20 protein-coding genes and 1 pseudogene are annotated in these 23229 nt (G+C 37.7%); 5 read left to right on the forward strand and 16 right to left on the reverse strand.

What is annotated here, in order from left to right:
* Nucleotides 1–65: 65 nt before the first annotated feature.
* Nucleotides 66–857, reverse strand: coding sequence for an IucA/IucC family C-terminal-domain containing protein (locus tag N7Z68_RS07605; protein WP_275117875.1), 792 nt, complete (start codon nt 855–857; stop codon nt 66–68).
* A gap of 338 nt (nt 858–1195) precedes the next feature.
* On the opposite strand from N7Z68_RS07605, the gene N7Z68_RS07610 reads away from it, so the two are divergent.
* The 3 genes from N7Z68_RS07610 to N7Z68_RS07620 are packed head-to-tail and all read left to right on the forward strand — an operon-like array spanning nt 1196 to nt 3743.
* On the forward strand, nt 1196–2164 hold the full coding sequence (locus tag N7Z68_RS07610) for an ABC transporter ATP-binding protein (protein ID WP_275117876.1): 969 nt from the start codon (nt 1196–1198) through the stop codon (nt 2162–2164).
* A gap of 9 nt (nt 2165–2173) precedes the next feature.
* Nucleotides 2174–2812: an ABC transporter permease gene (locus N7Z68_RS07615; protein ID WP_275118069.1), complete on the forward strand. Its 639-nt coding sequence runs from the start codon at nt 2174–2176 to the stop codon at nt 2810–2812.
* 16 nt (nt 2813–2828) lie between these two features.
* A complete protein-coding gene (locus N7Z68_RS07620) occupies nt 2829–3743 on the forward strand; it encodes a glycine betaine ABC transporter substrate-binding protein (protein WP_275117877.1) in 915 nt (304 codons plus the stop codon).
* A 209-nt stretch (nt 3744–3952) separates the two neighbouring features.
* Here N7Z68_RS07620 and N7Z68_RS07625 read toward each other — a convergent pair whose 3' ends face one another.
* The 10 genes and pseudogenes from N7Z68_RS07625 to N7Z68_RS07670 all read right to left on the reverse strand — a co-directional run bounded on the left by N7Z68_RS07625 (nt 3953) and on the right by N7Z68_RS07670 (nt 14103).
* Nucleotides 3953–4330, reverse strand: coding sequence for a hypothetical protein (locus tag N7Z68_RS07625; RefSeq protein WP_275117878.1), 378 nt, complete (start codon nt 4328–4330; stop codon nt 3953–3955).
* 177 nt (nt 4331–4507) lie between these two features.
* Nucleotides 4508–5944, reverse strand: coding sequence for a spore germination protein (locus tag N7Z68_RS07630; RefSeq protein WP_275117879.1), 1437 nt, complete (start codon nt 5942–5944; stop codon nt 4508–4510).
* A 132-nt stretch (nt 5945–6076) separates the two neighbouring features.
* Entirely contained in the window at nt 6077–6676 is a 600-nt protein-coding gene (locus N7Z68_RS07635; RefSeq protein ID WP_275117880.1) for an SAM-dependent methyltransferase, read from the reverse strand.
* A gap of 283 nt (nt 6677–6959) precedes the next feature.
* On the reverse strand, nt 6960–7706 hold the full coding sequence (locus N7Z68_RS07640; protein WP_275117881.1) for a class I SAM-dependent methyltransferase: 747 nt from the start codon (nt 7704–7706) through the stop codon (nt 6960–6962).
* Between the two features lie 167 nt (nt 7707–7873).
* The gene (locus N7Z68_RS07645) at nt 7874–8242 is read right to left on the reverse strand and encodes a hypothetical protein (RefSeq protein WP_275117882.1); all 369 of its coding nucleotides are present in this window, start codon (nt 8240–8242) and stop codon (nt 7874–7876) included.
* A 21-nt stretch (nt 8243–8263) separates the two neighbouring features.
* Nucleotides 8264–8425, reverse strand: a pseudogene (locus N7Z68_RS07650) (SMI1/KNR4 family protein); the annotation flags it as partial.
* A gap of 471 nt (nt 8426–8896) precedes the next feature.
* On the reverse strand, nt 8897–10975 hold the full coding sequence (locus N7Z68_RS07655) for a methyl-accepting chemotaxis protein (protein ID WP_275117883.1): 2079 nt from the start codon (nt 10973–10975) through the stop codon (nt 8897–8899).
* A 165-nt stretch (nt 10976–11140) separates the two neighbouring features.
* The gene (locus N7Z68_RS07660) at nt 11141–11947 is read right to left on the reverse strand and encodes an SMI1/KNR4 family protein (RefSeq protein WP_275117884.1); all 807 of its coding nucleotides are present in this window, start codon (nt 11945–11947) and stop codon (nt 11141–11143) included.
* A 79-nt stretch (nt 11948–12026) separates the two neighbouring features.
* Nucleotides 12027–12386 carry a hypothetical protein gene (locus N7Z68_RS07665; protein ID WP_275117885.1) on the reverse strand — a complete coding sequence of 120 codons (360 nt, stop codon included), beginning with the start codon at nt 12384–12386 and terminating at the stop codon, nt 12027–12029.
* 907 nt (nt 12387–13293) lie between these two features.
* Nucleotides 13294–14103: an HAD family hydrolase gene (locus N7Z68_RS07670; RefSeq protein WP_275117886.1), complete on the reverse strand. Its 810-nt coding sequence runs from the start codon at nt 14101–14103 to the stop codon at nt 13294–13296.
* A gap of 415 nt (nt 14104–14518) precedes the next feature.
* Here N7Z68_RS07670 and yfcC point away from each other — a divergent pair, with 415 nt between their 5' ends.
* Nucleotides 14519–16024 (forward strand): putative basic amino acid antiporter YfcC, encoded by a 1506-nt coding sequence (gene yfcC / locus N7Z68_RS07675; RefSeq protein WP_275118070.1) that lies wholly within the window; start codon nt 14519–14521, stop codon nt 16022–16024.
* A 21-nt stretch (nt 16025–16045) separates the two neighbouring features.
* A complete protein-coding gene (iadA, locus tag N7Z68_RS07680; RefSeq protein WP_275117887.1) occupies nt 16046–17218 on the forward strand; it encodes a beta-aspartyl-peptidase in 1173 nt (390 codons plus the stop codon).
* A 197-nt stretch (nt 17219–17415) separates the two neighbouring features.
* Here iadA and rocF read toward each other — a convergent pair whose 3' ends face one another.
* The 5 genes from rocF to N7Z68_RS07705 form a co-directional block, all read right to left on the reverse strand.
* Nucleotides 17416–18315: an arginase gene (gene rocF / locus N7Z68_RS07685; RefSeq protein ID WP_275117888.1), complete on the reverse strand. Its 900-nt coding sequence runs from the start codon at nt 18313–18315 to the stop codon at nt 17416–17418.
* Between the two features lie 303 nt (nt 18316–18618).
* Entirely contained in the window at nt 18619–19905 is a 1287-nt protein-coding gene (locus tag N7Z68_RS07690) for a Glu/Leu/Phe/Val family dehydrogenase (RefSeq protein WP_275117889.1), read from the reverse strand.
* 27 nt (nt 19906–19932) lie between these two features.
* Nucleotides 19933–21129, reverse strand: coding sequence for an ornithine--oxo-acid transaminase (locus N7Z68_RS07695; protein WP_275117890.1), 1197 nt, complete (start codon nt 21127–21129; stop codon nt 19933–19935).
* Nucleotides 21130–21146: 17 nt separating this feature from the next.
* Nucleotides 21147–22691: an L-glutamate gamma-semialdehyde dehydrogenase gene (pruA, locus tag N7Z68_RS07700; protein ID WP_275117891.1), complete on the reverse strand. Its 1545-nt coding sequence runs from the start codon at nt 22689–22691 to the stop codon at nt 21147–21149.
* 247 nt (nt 22692–22938) lie between these two features.
* The gene (locus N7Z68_RS07705; RefSeq protein ID WP_275117892.1) at nt 22939–23190 is read right to left on the reverse strand and encodes a biotin/lipoyl attachment domain-containing protein; all 252 of its coding nucleotides are present in this window, start codon (nt 23188–23190) and stop codon (nt 22939–22941) included.
* Between the last annotated feature and the right edge of the window lie 39 nt (nt 23191–23229).

The following is a 23229-nucleotide window of genomic DNA, read 5'->3' on the forward strand; positions in this document are numbered from 1 at the left end:
CCCTAGCACTGTTTCATGAATGAATTCGAGTTTAATGAGCAGAATCCTTTTTGTTTCAAGGAAATTTAGGCCAGATTGTTACAAGCCTGGTAACTACCTCTTCGTGGACAGCCTTTACACATTTTGCCTTCTTCAGAAAGAGCATAATAGAGACAGCACGTTTTTCGAATTCGAACAGCTTGTCCCCCAAGGCTTGTCATATCACAATAGAAACCGGTGATTGGGTGACTTTTGTAATCTTTAAAAATGGAATGTTCGGTCGCATAAAGGAAATAATCAAAATCTAGTTGAATGGTATCCCTTAGCTCTGGGGCAAGGTCATCCCGCTTAAGTAACGTCTCGAAAATCCAAAATAAATAAATCGCTGTATTTTCCCATAAAATAGGCTTTGGAACTTTACAAAGTTCTGAAATATTGTCCCATAAAGGACTTAAATGATCAACGAAAAGCTCTTTAATTAAATCATCCCTGCAGGTTTTACGATCCTCTTTTGTCTCAGGTATGTAAGCCGTCTGATCATTAAAGAAAAGACGAGGTAACCATTTTTCTTGAGAGGTAGAAGATAAAATCGCTAAATTTTCAGCCGACATATTTAATTTTTTATTAAACATTAAGAACGAATAAAATGCAGAGGCAATAATAAGGTAACTGTACCGTTTGGAAAAGGCAGAACCCGTTACCATCAAGTCTGGAGCTTGTAACTCCTCCTGTACTTCCTCTAAAAAAGATAGAAGCTTTTCCTTATCAAACAGATCGATGACATCAATGTTTAACATTGATGCGCTTTCTTCTTCAAAACAAACCCGGTAGTCTGCCAATTTTTGCTGTTCTTCCAATGACATCAATTGCGTACACATACGAACCTCCAAAAATTTTATGCTTTAAGTCGCCTTCTCGTACCATTTATTTATGACAGGTGTCGTTCACCAATTGTTTAGTAAGTTTAGTATATTACAATCGTATCTGTAATGATAATCATTGTCAATTGTTGAGTTGTAATTATTTAAAAATAAAATTTCAAAACATAGATAATCATAAGACTACTTATTTTAGAGACCTTATTCTTTGACTTATTGTTCATGCTCTTAATAAAATTAAAATGCTAATCAGCAAATGCTCATTAACAAATATGAATTAGATTTATGCTCATAATTGAAAAAATTCATTGGTGGCTAGAAAAAAGGAGGTGTGAATATTGATAACATTTGATCAAGTGACAAAAGCATATGAAGATGGAACGATTGCTGTTGATAATGTTTCGTTTACAGTTAAAAAGGGTAACTTAGTTACGTTAATTGGTCCTAGTGGCTGCGGGAAAACGACGACGATGAAAATGATTAATAAGCTCATTCCACTGACATCAGGAACTATTACAATTAACGGAAATGATATTGCGAATGAAAATGCTGTTGAATTACGACGGAATATCGGCTATGTCATTCAACGGATCGGTCTACTTCCCCATATGACGATTGAAGAAAATGTTTCGCTAGTACCAAAACTCAAGGGCTGGGAAAAGAAAGATTACGAGAAACGAGTCGATGAATTATTAGATTTAGTTGGACTTGATCCTAGTGTCTATAAAAAAAGATACCCACTAGAATTAAGTGGCGGGCAACAACAACGGGTTGGTGTCATACGAGCTTTAGCTGGAGAACCACCTATTATCTTAATGGATGAGCCTTTTAGTGCACTCGATCCGATTAGTCGAGAGCAGCTTCAAGCTGAGCTGAAACTTCTACAGAAAAACATCCATAAAACCATTGTCTTTGTTACGCATGATATGGATGAAGCTATTAAACTAGCGGATGAAATTGTCGTTATGAAAGAAGGTAAAATCCAGCAAATCTCCTCTCCAATGAACCTAATAGAAAATCCGGCGAATGAATTCGTCCATTCTTTTATTGGAAAAGAACGGATCAAGCACCGAGCTAAAGAAGAACTTTCTGTGGCATCGATTATGAAGACGCTAGACCTTACACAAAGCATAGCAGAATATCCAACACTCCCCTCTCAATCTACCTTGCAAGATGTGACTCGGGTAATGCTATTAAATGAAACAAACATAATTATCGTTACAGATTATAAGGGATCACCTATTGGTTTAGTTGAAAAAAATCAATTATTACAGGAGCTTGCGGGGATTGAAGGAGAGGTGAAGTAAGTGGAAGCAATACAAGTGTTTTTTGATACGGTAATCACTCGACAAGATCTAATTATACAACGTGCCATAGAGCACCTTTACTTATCCTTTGCAGCGATTCTTATCGCTGTAGCGATATCTTTACCACTAGGTATTTATATTTCGAAAAGGAAAAAGGTTGCCGAATATTACATTGGAGTAACCGCCGTTTTTCAAACAATTCCAAGTCTAGCTCTATTCGGTTTTCTCGTTCCGTTTTTAGGAATTGGTACCATAACCGCTCTTGTTGCCTTAATTATTTATGCTCTTTTACCGATTCTTAGAAATACATATACAGGCATCAATAGTGTGGATGAAGGTATTGTTGAGGCTGGTGAAGGGATGGGCATGACCTCACGACAAATCTTATGGAAAATCCAGTTACCTCTCGCCTTACCTTTTATTATGGCTGGTATTAGAACGGCTACCGTTTTAACAGTTGGTGTTGCGACTCTCGCCACATTTGTCGGCGCGGGTGGATTGGGAGATGTCATTTGGCGCGGTTTACAGTCATGGAACAATAGTCTAGTCCTAGCTGGAGCCATTCCTGTTGCCCTAATGGCGTTGTTTTTTGACTTTGTATTAAAGCTAGTGGAGAAAAAAGTAACACCGAAAGGCATTAAATCATAAAAAGGAGATAATATGGATGAAAAAAACAAAATTACTAATTGCTAGTTTGCTAAGTTTCACACTTTTTTTAACAGGCTGTGGTAGTAGTGAAGAGACTGGTGGAGACGCTACAGATCGTCCAATTGTCGTTTCGGGGAAAAACTGGACGGAACAATACATCCTGTCACAGTTAATAGCGATTTACATCGAGGAAACGACAGATTATAGCGTTGATTTGAAGGATGGATTAGGTGAAGTAGCGATCTTAACCCCTGCCCTTCAAAACGGTGAAATTGATTTATACGTTGAATATACGGGAACGGGGCTGGAAGCAGTCTTAGGTGAGCAAGCAGAAGTTGGCGAATCAAGTGAAAGTATCTTTAACCGCGTCAAAGAAGGATATGAACAAACTTACAATGCGACTTGGTTACAACCACTAGGATTTGAAAACAACTATACACTGGCCTACTCAGAAAATGCTGATTTTAAGGCAGACACATATTCAGATATCGCTAAACGATCTGCTGATCTATCATTTGGTGCTCCACATGCCTTTTATGAGCGTCAAGGGGATGGTTACGATGCTTTTGCTGATGCCTACAATTTCGAGTTTGCTAAAAGAGAAAGTTTTGATCCAAATGTTATGTATCAGGCTCTAATTCAAGGCGATGTCGATGTTATACCAGCCTTTACGACAGATGGACGTATCGAGCGTTTTAACATGCAAACAACGACAGATGATCTCGGATTTTTCCCTCGTTACGATGCAGCAATTATTGTCAGACAACCGATACTCGATCTATACCCTGACCTTGAAGACGTATTAAACCAGTTAGCTGGACAAATTTCTGAACAAGACATGCAGCAAATGAACGCAAGAGTCGATATTGATAATCAGGACTATCCAGTGGTTGCAAGAGACTTCTTACTTTCAAAAGGATTAATTGATTAATAGTGTTTCAAACAAAAAGACGGCGAGACCTTGTTGGTTTTCGTCGTCTTTTTATGTAAATTTGGATGATGGTTAGCCTATAAAGAAGGATAAATACAATCCAACCACCTTAAGTCAAAATACTTGTTTTTTCTTCTGCTCATTTCGCATGATAGATCAATTGACGTTATACCAAAAGTCATTAAAATAAATATCTATACCGTACTCATTCACTTGTTCGAAAAAATCATTGTCCTTCGAAGACAAAATAATATGATATTCGGATTAGGCTCCAGCTCGAGGGGAAACTGTAATTTTTCTTGTTGCTCCCACAAGTTAGGAAAACGCTGAGGTATCCCTTTGATCGCATATTGATCTAGAAGAAATGTACTTCCCACTTTTATCTCATCCAACGTTCTCAACTGTTTATGCCTTTCATCTAAAATGAGTACTGCATAAGCATAGTAGGTATCATTATAAGGAACCGTGCCCCATTCTGGGATGGTTAGTTCGGGTTCCTGTTGATTTGCATTCAAAAACATAGAAGTTATACCGATCACAACTATTAAAATAATAAAGATAAAAAGATACTTTTGTAGTTTACCCATTTCTTCCCCCCTAACAAACTATTAATTAACGGTCATCGCTTGCATTACCATAAATATTCAACTTTATCAATTTACATTCAAACATAAAATCAGGTTAGTTTATATATCAAATACGATTTAATTCTGCATAATACCCGAAAAATATAAAGCCAACAGTATAGTTGGCTTTCAAAATACTCAATTATGATTAGGGTAATTATGCTCACTATTTATTAAAGTTTCTAGGTCACCTCTGTATAAGCTATCCTTAAATTCTCTATGCCTAAAAGGAAGCAGTGGAGAGAGATAAGGGACACCGAAAGACTTTAAGTTTGTCATATACAAAAGTAATAATGTTAAACCCACTATAATTCCCATGAATTGAAAATGATACCCTATAATAATAAAACTAGTAACTAATACATTTAAAGTTGGGGAAAGTCCTTTGTTACCCATTGTAAAACTGGCTATAAAAGATATACCAACAACAAGTAGACTAACCGGGTGAATGATCTTTGCGGCGACAGCTGTTTGTCCTAGTAATACAGATCCTAAAACAGAAATAAGTAAAACAGCCCCTTTTGGAACCCTAAAGGATGAATCTAACAATATTCTTAGGAGGATAAGAAGAAACACAAGTTCCCATACTGTAGGCAAAATTTCTTCCTCACTGACTAAAATATCGTATACCTTTTTAGGTACATTTTCTTGGCCAAGCCCCTCCAAAGCCAAATAGATACCTGGTAATAAAATAGTTAATAAAAATGCCAAGAGTCGAATTAAACGGCCTGAAAATCGCCCATAACTCGTATAGTATTCATCAGGTGCATGGAGAAATTCCATAAACAACGAAGGTGCTATGATAACTTGTGGGCTACCATCTACTATGATTACTACCCTGCCTTCAAAAAGTGCAGAAGCAGCAACATCTGGTCGTTCTGTTGAGAGTGTCCGTGGAAATATGGTTTTTGGATGACTAGCTAATGATTCTTGAATAATTCTAGCCTCTAATAGATATTTTATATTTAACTTTTTTAATTTGTTCTGAATATCTGCCAATATCTGTTTATCCACAATATCATCAATATATAATATAAATACATCATTTTTTGATTTAGATCCCAAAGACTGTTTGTCTATACAGAAGTTCTCAGTCTTAATAATGCCTCTTAAAATGCTAATATTTGTCTTCGCTCTTTCAGTAAGACCGACTACATTTCCTCGTACCGATCTTTCACCTAGGGATTCTTCTAAAGCTCGTTCTTTCCATTCTGCAATATCTACTACTAGAGCTTCAGTGTATCCATCAACTAAGAGGATTGCTTTCCCATATATTAATTCATCAATAACTTCCTGTAGGGATTTCGTTATTTTATAATTGGGATTTGTAACTATTCTTGTTAATTGTTGGATTAGGTGATTGCCTTCATTTATGTTTTTAAAGCCATTAGTTATTGGTTCAATTACTGAATCTCTTAAGTAATCTGTATTAATTATTCCATCAATATAAACAATCGTTATTCTTTTTTTTTCAATAATATAAAGGTCTCTGGACATGAGGTCAGAAGTATGATGAAACCGTGATTGGATCGAGTTCAAAGTTTTACTACTATCTTTGTTAAGAGCATCTTCCATAACGTATACCACCTGTGATAATAATAATCTTATTATGAACGCTTGAACTATACATTATCCCAGTCTAACTAGAAAAGTATGTTTTATCTACTTCGATTACATTCCATATTATTGGTTCCTCTACGATAATCTTTATTTCAGTTTTTGTCCGACAAATTGAATGACATGAGACAACCCATTGTGTAACTTTCCTTCGTGAAGAACAACCTCTCCCATAAAAAAGTGAACAATACGCCAATCTGAAAAGCACCGTAAAAACTCATCTGGTTTGTAAAGAAGCTCAACGGTTTGTGGACCGCCACTTTGATAAGGAATTTGATAATGGGAATAAACTTCGGTAATAAAATAGCCTCCTGGCTTTACTGCTTCTTTTACACCTTTAAGTGTTTTCTTTCGAAGTTCTTCTGGAAAATGTCCAAAAATACAGACAATCTCATCCCATTGATTAGGTTGCCACTTGGCATCATTTAAATCAACGAGTTCCGTCTTTACTGATACGCCTTTAGTTTCAGCTAACTTTTTCGTTTTAAGTAAACCTGACTCCGCATAATCCCATGCGGTGACGTTTAGTCCTTGTTCAGCTAAAAAGGCGGCATTACGACCTTCGCCTTCTGCAATTGCCAAAGCCTGGCCAGAAAGGTTTAACCTTTTCTGCATTTCTTTTAAAAATTCATTCGGTTCTTTTCCGTAAACATATTCTTCACTTGTAAAACGTGTATTCCAATCGCTCATGCTAAATACTCCTCTCAATCACTTATAGTGATAAAATTTTTTAAATCATTAAATCACTTCGTTTAACTTTGTTCACTGTTAAAAAACTACGTTATCTGTGTCCTTACCTTACTTTCTATTCGTATTCCTATCTTATACCGTAGCAGGTATGATTTCAATTCATCTGTTTATAGCTGTTCAAGCTTATCTTTACTGTTTCAATAGATTTCCTTCATCGTAAATTTTTTTACCGATAAATATAAAAAAGGACTGAATCTCTTCAGCCCTTTTTCCTTGATCTGCTTTATTCTTTTCTCATCCCGTAAAAAACATAACTGTAATCATCGGAATGTTTATCGTACAATTGGATTTCTTCGCGCAACATTTGCACCACTTTTAAAGCATCCTCGTTTTGTGGATATTTTTGCACCATTTTCTTGAGGTTTGCTTCAAGTGGACCGTAGTATTGCACTGTCCAATCTTCTTTCGGAAGGACAAAAGAAAATTGGTAATGATAATTGTTTTGTTCGACTTGTGTTATTTTATTTACAATCGTATCCATCTCTTGATACGCTGTCTCCCAAAACGTTTTACACTCTAAAGAAGGATGGTTATTTAGCCAAGAGATTTCACTACAAACGAGATAACCACTCGGTTTAAGGTATTTTTTCCAGTCTCTTAAGCCATTTTGAAATCCAGCGATATAGATCGTACCTTCAGCCCAAATGAGATCGAAATATTCTAAAGGAAAATCTAGCTCAAACATCGATACATTCTTTACAACGATTCGATTTTCCAGGTGTTTTTTTACCACTTTTTTCTTTAATTCATTTAAAAAGTCTTCTTGCGTATCAATGGCTGTGATATGGGCGGCTGGAAACATTTCCGCCAAAATCATTGTATGACTTCCTGTACCGCACCCAATATCTAGAATTCTTAAATGATCTTTCACATCTACATCTAGCATAGAAATCGCTTTTTTAGTTGATATCTCGCTACCTGGCGCTAACCTAACTAAATTTTCAAATGCCTCAAAAAAATATTTACTCATGTTTGTAAACACGCTCCTCTATCATTTTATTATTTTATAGAAAAGGTGCCTACCAGCTCTAAACAGAAGTTATTCAAACAAAACCCTCCTAAGTAAGATACTTCCATCTTAATTAGCAATTGAAGTACCGTCAAGTGAACAGTCAGCAATCTATGACCTAAATTAGATTATTGAAACATTTCTACGTAAACCGCTAAGTTCTCATCTTGACGAAGGACCTTGAGGATTTGTTCGATATAATCTGAAGAAAATAATCGTTTTTCATTAAAGTGCACAGCATATAGCGCAGCAATCTCTCTAATCTGTTCATTGCTGTTTCCAAGTAATTCGATTATCTTGTTTTCAATGATTATTAGGTATTTTAATTCTATCAATTGTTTCTTCTTAAGAGCATGCAGGTAATTGAATGCTTGAACGATTTCTTCATTATTATTGGAGGACAATGCTTTAACTATTGCTTCTGTCGTCCACGGTTGGTGATTTTTTTCTTTCCTATCTACTTCAAATTCATGGTGACTATCATTATCATTATGCAAAGTTAGTCCGTTTAAAAACTCTTCAAACGAGTTCGCGAGCTTTATGACCTTGTTTTCCTCCCCCTCACATTCTATATAAATGATTGGTGGATTTTCTTTCGTATTCCTGTAATCAAAAGCAATCCAAAATTCACCCTCTCCCGATAAAATGACAATATCCTTAGGTAGCCCCCATTCCTGAATTAAATAGTGACTAGGTTGGTTGTTAAAGGTTCTAACGTATAAAAATGATTATCTTTCTGCCAAATGTTTTTCATAATGCCTCCTTATGTGCTCTTGGTTCACGCTTTCTCCTATATTTTCCCTCTTCCGCTTACGATTCGCGCTATTTCGTTCATACTTTCTTTTTTTTTCTCTCCCGCTCATCATTCCACACTTTCCGTTCACGCTTCCTCCTAATTTTTCCTCCATCTCTAAATGTTTCTCTTATCTCTTCACTCAATTCATAAAAAACGGTAACTGTGGTACAATCTCTTCACTAATTATAGTGTACATATCAATAATAATTTTTAACTTTCTCTTGAATATAGAAAAATTCTTTCTTAAAACACACTTATCCACAGTTTAAAAATTTATAATTTCCTAAACAAAAAAAAGCTTGTAACATCAATCATCGAGACGAAATGATGTTACAAGCATAACGAGTATTTCATATTAAAGTTTAAATTTAGAGATTTCTTCTGTTAAGTCTTCCGCCATTTTTGCTAAAGTGTTAGCATTTGCTGTTATTTCTTCTACGGTTGCAGATTGTTCTTCAGAAGCTGCAGCAACTTCTTGAGCCGAGGCCGCTGACTGTTCAACAATCGCTGAGATTTCCTCAATGGAAGCTAATACTTGTTGAGAGTTTATTAAAACACTTGTAAGAACTTCTTTCGTCTCAATACTTTTCTCTTCTGTCCCCTTTGTATAAGAAACAATTTCCTTCAGTGACGCACCAACTTGGGATATTACTTCCACTTGTGATGCGACTGACGAGAGATTTTGCTCTATTTTTATAACAATGTCATTCGTTTCTGATTGTATTCCTGCAATCAATGAACGAATTTGGTTAGCTGATTTCGAAGACTGTTCCGCTAATTTACGAACTTCATCAGCAACGACTGCAAAACCTTTTCCATGTTCACCAGCTCGAGCAGCTTCAATCGCTGCATTTAACGCTAGAAGGTTAGTTTGATCAGCTATTTCTGAAATAACTGTGATAATACCGCCAATCTCCTCAGAACGGCGACCTAGTGCTTTCACAGAATCAGCTGAAGCACGAACTTGCTCATTCATTTTTTCTAGCTGTTCTACAGACGCCTGTGCTACTTCATCTCCTTTAAGAGCAGATTGACTAGACTTTACAGCAATATCTAACACTTGTATGGAGGCCTTTTCACCTTTGTTAACATCATCTACGGTCTTTTTCATCATCTCAAATATAGTAGTTGTGTTTTCCGACTGCTTAGCCGCTCCATCAGCTATTTGATTAATCGTCATACTAATTTGATTGGATGACTCACTTGTTTCCGTAGCACTCGATGCTAATTCTTCAGAAGCTGCGGAAGCGTGCTGAGCACTGCTCGTAATATTTAGGATCATGCCTGATAAGTTGCGTTTCATTACATCAAAGGTTCTCGTAATTTCACCAATTTCATCTTTTCTTTTCAAATATTCTGCCTGAATGTTTTCTGTAAAATCTCCTTGAGATAGCTTATTAGCCACCTTAACCGTTTCTTTGATTGGTCTAGTGATTGAATTCGCAATCCAAATTGTTATTAGAACAATTACGATTTGGCCTACTAAAGCTACAATTATAAGAACTAACCTTAGATCGTTGGCTTCTTTCATAATTTCAGCTTCAGGAACAATGATCATCGCAGACCAAGGAGCGTCTGTAAATCCAAATGTAACGGGTTCAGCGACGTAAATCATTCCACCGTCTCCTAGTTCAATATCCCCTCCGATTTGGATTGCATTTTGTACATCAGTTAAAATTTTGGAAGGAATGATTGAGCTTAATTCTGAACCGATATACTCTCTATTCGGATGAGATACGATCTGACCTTCATTTGAACTAAGCATCGCATAGCCAGTTTCATAAAATGAAAACGAACCAATAAATTCTTGAATATAGTCAAATGAAACATCTATTCCAATCACACCAAAGAAGTTATCATTTTGTTTGACTGGAACAACGACGGACAGAAACATTACCTGTTCTCCCTGTACTTCATAGAGATACGGTTCTAATACCACTTCAGTCCCTTTTTGCTTAGGTATATTATAAAAATCTTGATTGTCCGGGTCACTGGTAGGCTCGCCTACAATTCGATTTTGATCGTCCCAGTAGAAATAAGGAGTATACCTCCCAGTTAGATCATGAAACTCTGCACCGGCAAATTCTACATCATTCCCATCGAAGGCATTTGGCTCCCAAATAGTCCAAATCCCTGTAAAACTTTGATTTTCTTTTAGGATAGATTGTAACATCGCATTCACCTGATCGCGGTTCATGTCGTTATACTGCTTTAACCCTTGCAAAATATGAGCAGTAGCTCTTGCCGTATCTAATGCCACTTCTATCTCACTTTCAACTTCTAAAGCCAATATTTCTGTTTCAGCTCTTAGTGTTTCTGTAGAACTATTTTTACTCATTTCGGCAACCTTTGTTATCGTAAATACAGAAACCCCACCAAAAATGATAAAAACAGTTCCTAGTATGAGGACTAGCATTCTCGTCCGTAATGTCATAGTTGTCAGCCCCTTTGAATTATGTACTAGATACATAGTACTATAAAGGAACTTTAAAAGGAATAACTTTATAATAGAATAATAATATCCGTCGAATTTGTTAATCATAATTTAGATTTATTAAAACCTTCAAAAATGATAATAAGAATAGTTGTCCTCAATAAATTACAAAATCATCCCTACGTAAACCGCTAAGTTCTCATCTTCACGAAGGACCTTGAGGATTTGTTCGATATAATCTGGAGAAAATAATCGTTTTTCATTAAAGTGCACAGCATATAGCGCAGCAATCTCTCTAATCTGTTCATTGCTGTTTCCAAGTAATTCGATTATCTTGTTTTCAATGATTGTTAGGTATTTTAATTCTATCAATTGTTTCTTCTTAAGAGCATGCAGGTAATTGAATGCTTGAACGATTTCTTCATTATTATTAGAGGACAATGCTTTAACTATTGCTTCTGTTGACCACGATTGTTGATTTTCTTCATTAGTATCATCTATTAACTCTTGGTGAATATCTTCGTACAAGCTTAGTCCGTTTAAAAACTCTTCAAACGAGTTTGCAAGCTTCAACACCTTGTTCTCCTCGCTCTCACATTCTATGTAAATGATCGGTGGATTTTCTTCCGTATTCCTGTAATCAAAAGCAATCCAGGATTCACCCTCTCCTGATAAAATGACAATATCCTTAGGTAGCCCCCATTCCTGAATTAAATAGTGACTATCTAGTATACTATCCTTTTCACCAATACCTAACAGGTGTTCAACTTGAATATGGTTCTCCCCCCAAATGGTTGGTTCGTTGGCAGGGTAAGTAGTGTATTTGATGTGACCGCCATTCTGTTTATTCAGAAGCTGGATATAGGAGTCTGGTAATTTTACTTTTAAACGTTCCGCTGCTTGTGTGACTAGGTTTGGTGTTAAAGGTTCTAACGTATAAAAATGATTATCTTTCTGCCAAATGTTTTTCATAATGCCTCCTTATGGACAACTAAGTAAGATCTTAGTCATTATATTATTTTGGATAAAAGAGCTTCTTTTGCATCACTAGCTAATTCTTTAACTCAATATCAGGTAGTGTTTCTAAGAACTTTTCCGTTTCACTCATATCAGTAGATAGAAAAACAACTCCCTTATCGTCGAATATAACAAACGTAGGAAACTCTTTGATGTTTAGGAAATCCACTTGTTCTGGTACTCTATCAGCCGACTTGACACCAAATTGATGTACTTTAAGGAGTGGATCTAATCGCATCATATTCTCATACACTTCATACTGTCTTTCTAATTTGTCATCAACGACTCCCCGTTTGTCTGGGGGAGGAGGAACCTCATCATGTGGAAAGTCAAAAAACACATACATATAATATTGACCCTCTTGATCTGCCTTTAATCCACTAATCGTTTCCATTTTTTTCGACTCGTATTCCCCGAATGAGCACCCGGCAAAAAGGATGCAACTTAACATAAGGGTTAATAACACACTCTTTGGTTGCATCTATCTAAACCTATTCCTTCCTCTCTAATTTTGCTGAAACAGCTTCTCTTTGTTGAACCTGTTTTCCCCTCTACCAAACACCATTCTTTGCTTTTGGTTCACTCTTTCTCCTATATTTTTCCTCCACCGCTCACGATCCACGCCGTTTCGTTCACACTTTCTCCTATATTTTTCCTCCACTGCTCACGACCCACACCGTTTCCTTCACGCTTTCTCCTATATTTTTCCTCCAACGCTCACGATTCGCACCATTTCGTTCACGCCTCCTCCTAATTTTTTCCTCTACCGCTCACGATTCGCGCCGTTTCGTTCACGCTTCCTCCTAATTTTTCCCTCTACCGCTCACGATTCGCGCCTTTTCGTTCACTCTTCCCCCTAATTTTTTCCTTTACCGCTCCAGATTCATGCCGTTCCGTTCAGGTTTTCTCCTAATTTTTCCCTCCACCGCTCACAATCCGCACCGTTTCGTTCACGCCTCCTCCTAATTTTTTCCTCTATCGCTCACGATCCGCACCGTTTCGTTCACGACTTCTCCTAGTTTTTTCCTCTACCGCTCACGATTCGCACCGTTTCGTTCACGTTTCCTCCTAATTTTTCCCTCTACCGCTCACTAATCCGCGCTTTTCATTCACGCTTTCTCCTATATTTTTCCTCTACTACTCACGATTCGCACCGTTTCGTTCACGCTTCCTCCTAATATTTCCCTCTACCGCTCACTAATCCGCGCTTTTCATTCACGCTTTCTCCTAATTTCCCCCTATTGCGCACTCTATTCCTTCAACACATCCAGTAAAGAGGCCATATAATCCTATTAATTATGCTAGTTTAATAATTTTTTCAATTCACTTTGCTGCTGATCACAATACCTGTCCAAAAAGATAGCTACACCATCATTATCGTTTGTTTCCGTTATTGTATTAGCAATCGATTTTAATTCTTTAACAGCATTCCCCATGGCAACCGAATAGCCACACATCTGGAATAATCCAAGATCATTAAAGTCGTCTCCAAAGCACATCGCGTCATCAAATGTTAATTGCATTCTATCTAAAAGATACTCAACTGCAGCTTCTTTAGAGGATCGCTGTGACATGATTTGAATGAGCTCGCCGTGATCAGTAATGAGAACATTTAGCTCTTTTCCAAACTTATCAAGCAGCTGTTCAGGGTGCGCAAAATTCGTTAATAGTACCTTTGTACAATCATATGCTAGCAATTCCTCGTAACTGATCATCGTTGGGTTTTGCTCTACCTTCATCATCTCTCTATAATCTAATGGTCTACTACTAAACCATTGATCTTTCACTTCAATACTTAAATTCGCCTCATGATCTATCGAAAAACAGAATTCGATGAGTTCCTTTGTCTTTTTGCTCGGAATTGAAAAATGTATTTGTTCGTTCGTATCAATACAATGAAATAAAGCACCATTATAAAAGACCATAGTTCCTAATGATGCTAAGTCGATCTCTTTGAAATCGGTGCATCGCGGCGGCCGTGCTGTAGCAAAAATGAGCTCGATCCCGCTCGCTTTTAACCCTTTTAGTACCTCAATACTCTTCTTGGAAATCGTTTTCGACGAATTTAATAGAGTCCCGTCTAAATCTAATATAATTGCTTTTGGTCTCACTTATGATGTTCTCCTCTCAACCGACAATTAAGTTTATTTCAACTAGAAGTGAAATTATTAATAGCGTACCATATTTTGTAATACTTGAAGTTCTTTTGAGGAAAATTACCAATTATACGACCTTTGGTATTGAACCGAGAAACATGTATTAAGATTAATATTAATGTTCAACAACTATAGTAATTTTTCTAAAACTAATTTTCACTTTTTTAAATCCACTTTCTTAATGTGGGTTATAAAACAACCTATACACCCAAATAAACAACCAAAAGAACCAATAAAACCACTAACCATACGCTTAATATTACTATTAACTAACAATTCGGTGATTTACACCTATTTTGTCGATTGGCACAACTCTTGCAATACTAGTATAGAATTAATCTATTTTTGAAAGGAAGTGATTTAATTGGAAATGCCAAAAAATAGAAAGCGTTTTCAAACACCTGATACCTTTGTCATTATCTTCTTCGTAGTGGTAGCAGCCGCATTACTCACCTACCTCATACCACTAGGTGAATTTGAAACAAAGGAAGTTACATATGAGTATCAAGGAACTGAATCGACAAGGACTGTATTGGACCCAGAAACTTTCTCCGTTGTAGTCGACCCTGACGGAAATCCAGTGAAAGATGGTGTGAGTTTATTTGAACCTGGTGGCGGCGTGGGTTTCTTGAACTATTTATTTGAGGGACTTGTTTCCGGTAGTAAATGGGGATCGGCTGTAGGAGTCGTTGCTTTCATCTTAATTATCGGCGGTTCATTTGGGGTCATTATGAAAACCGGGGCAGTTGAAGAAGGAATTCTATCTGTCATCAAACGGACCAAAGGAAGAGAAATGTTAATCATTCCTGTGATGTTCACTTGTTTTTCATTAGGTGGAGCCGTTTTCGGTATGGGGGAAGAAGCGATTGCATTTGCTCTCATTCTTATTCCTCTCGTTATTGCCTTAGGTTATGATGCGATAACTGGCATTATGATTACATATGTAGCGACTCAAATTGGATTTGCGACATCTTGGATGAATCCATTTGGAGTTGCGATTGCTCAAGGTCTTGCAGATGTTCCTGTATTAAGTGGAACTCCATTTCGAATTGCCATGTGGGCTTTCTTTACATTGCTAGGGATTATTTACACGATGGTGTATGCTTCAAAAATTAAAAAAGACCCAACATCATCTTTATCCTATGAGTCTGATGATTATTTCAGAAAAGATTTTCGGGAGGAAAAGATTAATGCAAAATTCACAGTAGGGCATGGGCTTGTCATCTTATCTTTAGCTCTAGGTATCTCTTGGATCATTTGGGGTGTCGTCAATCATGCGTACTACATTCCTGAGATTGCGACTCAATTCTTTACGATTGGCTTAGTCGCAGGGGTGATTGGTGTCATTTTTAAATTAAATCAGATGAGGATTAATGACATTGCGCACAGCTTTAAAAACGGTGCTAAAGATTTATTACCTGCAGCTTTAATTGTTGGGATGGCCAAAGGAATTGTCATTATTCTTGGGGGTGATGACCCTGCTCAAGCATCGGTGTTAAATACGATTTTATTCCATACGGGTCAATTGTTTAACGGTTTGCCAACCGAATTTTCAGCTTGGTTAATGTTTGTCTTCCAATCGACGTTTAACTTCTTTGTTGTTTCAGGTACGGGACAAGCCGCATTAACAATGCCCCTCCTTGCTCCGTTAGCAGATATGGCTGGTGTAACCAGACAAGTGGCTGTGCTTGCTTATCAATTAGGTGACGGGTTCACCAACCTAATTGTACCGACATCTGCAGCATTAATGGGCGTTTTAGGTGTAGCACGACTCGATTGGAGTAAATGGTTAAGGTTTCAGATTAAATTTCAAATTATACTATTTGTTTTCGGGTCTTTATTTGTTATTGGCGCAGCATTTATTGGCTTCAATTAAATAGATTGAGGAGGGATAAACTTGTTACTACTAATAAAAAACGGTGAACTGTATACACCAGACTATATTGGAAGAAAAGATATTCTGATTGCGCATTCAAAGATTATCGTAATTCAGGACACTATTGATCTACCTGAAGCCTTTATTGATGTAAAAGTGATTGATGCAACAGGATTGGTTATTACTCCCGGCTTTATTGACGCTCATGTTCATATTATTGGAGGTGGCGGTGAAGGCGGATACAAAACTCGTACCCCCGAACTTCAACTAACGGACACGATTAAAGGCGGAGTGACCACGGTAATTGGGGTCATCGGTACCGATGGGACAACAAGAACGATGCCAGATTTAATTGCTAAAGCAAGAGCATTAGATGAGGAAGGAATTACCTGTTTTGTTCAAACCGGATCCTATCAAATTCCTGTCAAAACTCTTACTGGTGCCATTGAAGATGATATTATTTTAATTGATAAAATCATCGGTGTTGGTGAAGTCGCAGTTGCAGATCACCGCTCTTCACAACCTACCGCACAAGAAGTGGCGAGGATCGCATCAGCCGCACGGGTTGGCGGTATGTTGTCCGGAAAATCCGGAATTGTAAATATTCATGTTGGCGACAGCCCTAGTAAACTCAGCTTATTAGAGCAAGTCGCAGATCAAACAGATATACCGATCAAACAATTCTTACCTACTCATATTAACCGTAACGAACCGTTATTTACAGCTGCCATCGATTATGCTAAAAAAGGCGGTTATGTCGATTTCACTACGAGCACAACTGAAAAATTTTTAATGGAAGATGAAGTGAAATGCAGTAAAGGCTTAAAAATGATGATTGAAACCGAAGTACCTATTGAAAACATTACTTTTACATCAGACGGTCAAGCCAGCTTACCAGACTTCGATTCTGAAGGGAACTTGATTGGATTGCAAATCGGAAAAGTAGAAAGCCTATTTCATGAAGTTAGAGATGCTATTCTGATAGAGGAAGTTCCAATTGAAACGGCTATACGGGTCATTACCTCGAATCCCGCTAATATCCTACGATTAGAAAACAAAGGATATATTAAGGAAGGAAAAGATGCTGATCTTGTACTATTATCTAAAGAAAACTTAAAAATTCAGTCAGTAATTGCCAAAGGCCAAGTTATGATGACTGAAGGAGAAATACTCGTGAAAGGAACTTTTGAATAACTAAATCAAATAAACAATGATGACAGTCGCTCTTTTACATAGTTAAGGTAAAAGGGCGATTGTTTCTTTATCATACTATTTTTCCTTATAAAAAGCCTCCCTTCACCATCTGGTTACTCCTTTCTCCCTAGTTTACGAAACTACAAAAAAACAGTACGAACCCATTCTAAGATTCGTACCGTTAAGCAGACGACAACTTATAATAATTTTTTACCTAGTAAAGAACTAACTAAAGCTACGGCTACATCAGCTGTTTGATTTTTATTATCTAATATAGGATTAATCTCTACAAACTCAGCCGATGTGATTAATTGTGATTCGGCTAACATCTCGAGTGCTAAATGGCTTTCCCGATATGAAATTCCACCTAAAACAGGTGTACCTACACCTGGAGCATCTAAAGGATCAATACCATCTAAGTCAAAACTTAAATGGACCCCATCCGTCCTGCCGGCAAAATGCTCGATGGTTTCTTCAATGACTTTAGTCATCCCAATTCGATCAATTTCATGCATCGTAAATACTTTTATACCTTGTTCTTTAATTAACTCTCTTTCCCCTTCATCTATAGAACGGGCACCAATAATAACTATATTTTCAGGCTTAACCTTAGGTACTATTCCTCCAATTTCAGTTAGTCTAGAATGACCGATCCCAAGATTTACCGCTAGGGGCATCCCATGTATATTTCCAGAAGGAGACGTTTCTTCTGTATTTAAATCCGGATGTGCATCATACCAAATCACACCAAGGTTATGATGTCGCTGGCTAATCCCAGCAATTGATCCAATACTTATGCTGTGGTCACCGCCTAATATAAGTGGAAAGCTTTGTTCAGCCTCAATTTCACACACTTTTCTGCACAGTTCCTCACTTGCTTTTATCACTTCTTCTAAATTCCTTAGGCCATCTTCTTTACTAGAGCCAGGACGATTGATATAAATGTCGCCGTAATCTTCTACTTCAAAGTCCAATGACTGAATTTCTTCAATTAACCCTGCATATCGCATGGCACTAGGCCCCATATCTACTCCCCTTCTTTTTTGCCCTAAATCCATCGGTACTCCGATTACCGAAACTTTTTGAAACTTTTTCATGTTTGTAACTCCTCTCATTTGTCAAAATCTATTACACTATATAATTTGCAAAAACCATGCCAACTTAAAGGCGGCTTTAGAATGGGTTATGTATATCAATACTCAATCCTATAACTAATCATCACAATCTATTTTTTATCAAATGTACTTTCTAAAATATGTATTGTTATACGGGGGCCGTTTTTTTCATAAGGCAAAAGTTGAGCCCCCTAAAAGCACGCGTACTAGATAAATTATAGTTAAAAATAAGTACAAAAAACCTAGATGAGAATTAGATTTTTAAAAAATAGAATACTAGATAGATTACACCCAACCACGGAAGCGCGAAGCTTCTGCCATTTTGCGAACCCCTACCATATAGGCGGCTAACCGCATATTTACTTTATGAAATCTCGCCGTATTAAAAATATCATCAAATGATTTTACCATCACATCATAAAGTTTTTTGGAAACTTCTTCTTCTGACCAATAATATCCTAGATTGTTTTGGACCCATTCAAAGTAGGATACGGTTACTCCACCCGAACTTGCTAATACATCAGGCACTAACAAAATTCCTCGGTCGGATAATATGTTAGTAGCTTCTAAAGTGGTAGGTCCGTTTGCCGCTTCAACAATAACCTTGGCTTTAATTCGTTCTGCGTTTTCCGCTGTGATTTGATTAGAAATGGCAGCTGGAACTAAAATGTCACAAGGCAGCTCTAACAATTCTATATTGGTTATTGTATTTTTAAAGAGTTTAGTTATGGTTCCAAATGAGTCACGACGATCTAAAAGATAAGGGATATCTAACCCACTCTCATCATAAAGAGCACCGTATGCATCCGAGATCCCAATTACCTTCGCTCCAGCTTCATGCATGAATTGTGCTAGATAACTACCCGCATTCCCGAAGCCTTGAACAACCACACGAGCTCCTTGTAACTCAATCCCTACTCGCTTAGCCGCTTCTTCAATACATATGACGACACCGCGAGCAGTAGCTGTTTCACGCCCGTGCGAACCACCGAGCACTAACGGCTTCCCCGTAATAAAACCTGGTGAATCGAATTCTCGAATTCGACTATACTCATCCATCATCCACGCCATAATTTGTGAGTTTGTAAAAACATCTGGTGCTGGAATGTCTTTAGTTGGTCCTACTAACTGGCTGATCGCTCTTACATAACCTCTGCTTAAACGTTCTAATTCAAGCATCGACATTTCTCTAGGGTCACAAACAATGCCACCTTTACCTCCACCATAAGGTAAATCGGAAATCCCACACTTCAAACTCATCCAAATCGATAATGCTTTCACTTCTTCTTCTGTCACTTCGGGATGGAAGCGAACACCCCCTTTTGTTGGTCCAACAGCATCACTATGCTGCGCACGGTAAGCCGTAAAAACTTTAACATTCCCGTCATCCATTCGAACCGGGATTCTAACCGTCAACATTCGTTGGGGCTCTTTCATCAATTCATACACTTCATTAGAATAACCTAATTTAGACAGCGCTTCTTTTATGACAATCTGAGTCGAGTCTAACAAACTCTTTTTTTGATCCACTTGCTCGTTACGTTTTTGGCTTACTGAAGTTTTAACTGCCATACCTTCCACCTCATTTAATTAAAATAATTAAGATAATACTCTTTTGATACGGTCAATGGCCCAATCCATTTCCACGATCGACATGACTAAAGGCGGTGCAAAGCGGATAACGTTGATATGTGTTTCTTTACATAACAATCCAACTTGTTTTAATTGTTCACAGTATTCTCTTGCAGGTACCGTTAATTCAACACCAATAAATAACCCTCTACCACGCACTTCTTTTATCAATGGATTATTAATTTCTTTTAATTTTTCTTTAAAATATGTTCCTAGTTGATGTGAACGATTAACGAGCTGCTCTTTTAAAATGACGTCTATAGCAGCAATTGAAACTGCACAAGCAAGCGGGTTTCCACCAAAAGTTGATCCGTGTGAACCTGGTTCAAATACACCGAGAATATCATCATTGGCAGCGACAACGGATATTGGCATAACACCAGCTCCGAGTGCTTTACCCAGAATATACATATCCGGTATAACACCTTCCCAGTCACAAGCAAACATCTTACCTGTTCGCCCAAGGCCGGTTTGTATTTCATCGGCAACGAACAACACGTTCTCTCTTTGACATAATTCATAGGCTGCTTTTAGAAACCCTTTAGGGGGAACGATAATTCCCGCTTCTCCTTGAATAGGTTCAAGCATAAACGCCGCAGTGTTTGGTGTAATAGCATGTGCAAGTGCATCTAAATCACCGTACGGGATGACCTTAATTCCTGGCAGCATCGGCCCAAAACCTCTTTTATACTCTTCATTTGAAGAAAGTGAAACCGCTGTCATTGTACGGCCGTGAAAATTATTTTCACAAACAATGATCTCAGCTCGGTTGGCAGGAACACCCTTTACATCATAAGCCCAGCGGCGAACAGCTTTTACAGCTGTTTCGACGGCTTCTGCTCCCGTATTCATCGGGAGCAGCCTGCTTTTTCCTGTTAAATTTGAAATTTTTTCATAAAAAGGTGCCAATTGGTCATTGTGAAACGCTCGTGATGTTAAGGTTATTCGATCCGCCTGTTCTTTTAGCGCCTGAATAATTTCAGGATGGCAATGCCCTTGATTGACTGCCGAATAGGCACTCAACATGTCCATGTATCGATTACCTTCTGGGTCTTCTACCCAAACGCCCTTCCCCTTAGAAATAACGATCGGCAGAGGATGATAGTTTTTGGCACCATATCTTTCAGTTGTTCCAATAATTGTATCTGTTACAGTAGTCGTCATGTCATTTACCTCCCTGATTAAAGTTGCTCTGTTGTTAATTTTCCTTGTGTGAAGTGTAATAAGTAATCCGGTCCTCCTGCTTTTGAGTCTGTTCCTGACATATTAAAGCCGCCAAATGGATGGTACCCGACAATCGCACCTGTGCAACCGCGGTTGAAGTATAGATTACCGACATGGAATTCTTCACGAGCTTTTTCAATATGCTCTCGCTTATTCGAAATGACTGCACCTGTTAAGCCGTATTCTGTGTTATTAGCCACTTCTAAAGCATGATCAAAATCTTTAACTTTACAAAACGCCACAACAGGACCAAAAATTTCTTCCTTCATTAATCTTGCATTTTCATCAACATCAGCAAAGATCGTTGGCTGAATAAAGTATCCATTGGTTAAATCGCCTTCTCCTCCAGTTACTAAGCGCCCCTCTTCTTTACCGATTGCAATATAACTCATTACTTTATCAAAAGCACCTTGATCATTTACAGGGCCCATATTCGTATCATCAACTGGATTACCAACCGTTAATTCTTTCGTTAACGCAATCGATTTTTCTAATACCTCATCGTATACATCCTCATGAATAACTGCCCTTGAGCAAGCTGAACACTTCTGCCCTGAAAAGCCAAATGCAGATTGAACTATCGATTGTGCAGCAAGGTCAAGGTCCGCAGTGTGATCAACAACAATTGTGTCCTTTCCTCCCATTTCTGCAACGACGCGCTTTAACCAAATTTGTCCTGGATGCACTTTAGCTGCTCGCTCATAAATACGGATACCAACTTCACGTGAACCAGTAAAGCTAATAAAACGTGTACGAGGATGGTCGACTAAATAATCACCAACTTCTGCTCCACTACCTGGGATATAATTGACAACGCCATCCGGAAGACCTGCTTCCTCTAATACTTCGATAAATTTATAGGCTACTACTGGCGTTGTACTAGCTGGTTTTAAAAGAACCGTATTTCCTGCTACAAGTGCAGCTGAAGTCATACCTGCCATAATCGCAAATGCAAAGTTCCATGGTGAAATGACAACACCGACACCTAGCGGAATGTAAGCTAATTTATTCTTTTCAATTTTGCGGCTTTTAACTGGAAAACCCTTTTTTAGTCCTAACATTTGCCGGCCATAGTACTCTAAGAAGTCAATCGCTTCTGCTGTATCTGCATCTGCTTCTTTCCATGGCTTCCCTGCTTCATATACAAGGTAAGCAGAAAACTCATGTTTTCTACGGCGAACAATAGCTGCCGCTCTAAATAAGATATCTGCTCGAACTTCTGGACGCCATTTTTTCCATGTGTTAAACGTTTTGTCTGCAACTTGCATCGCCTGTTCGGCTAAATGTTGATTGGCCTTAGAAACCGCTCCAACAATTTGTTCTTTATTTGACGGGTTCTCCGAGATAATCTTAGCTTCAGTCGTAATTCGTTCTCCTCCAATAATGAGTGGATACTCTTTACCTAATTCTGATTCAACTAGCTTTAAAGCCAGTTGAAACTCCTCTCTATTTTTCTCTACTGTAAAATCCGTGAATGGTTCATGCGTATAATCTTGGTACATATTATATCTACTCCTTTTATTTAAAGAATTTTGTTTTTCACCTAAACTATTGCAAATTCCATGCCAACTACTTCATTCATTGAATTTCTCTAAATCTTACGTGCACTCTAGCCTTTACGTTGTTTAATTTGGCATGAAAATTTTGCTACCTCATTCGATTCGCAAATATTTTTTTCTTTCTTAAGAATTTTTTTATAATAACGACAATTTTTTTGGCGAAATATTAAAACGTTAAATCCTACCTCTTTTAATCACACCCCCTTGGCAAATCGTCTTCTTCTACAACCGCTAACGTCATATCCGATAAAATCTTTTCTCCTGGTATAACTCTAATCGAATTGATCTTCCCACTTACTCCAAGTTCGACTTTTTTTAAGTTCCCATTTTGAGACTTAATAAGAAATAACGGCTCCCACTCATAGACGTACTCACCTTCATTGATAAGGACCTCTTCAACAACTCCATTTGATTCACTTGTAACGATGTGATAACTTCCCATTTCCTTACCTCCTTTTTCTATTTGTGAATTATATTGCAA

It is taken from the genome of Alkalihalobacterium chitinilyticum, from assembly GCF_029028005.1.
Classification (GTDB): Bacteria; Bacillota; Bacilli; order Bacillales; family Bacillaceae_F; genus Alkalihalobacterium; species Alkalihalobacterium chitinilyticum.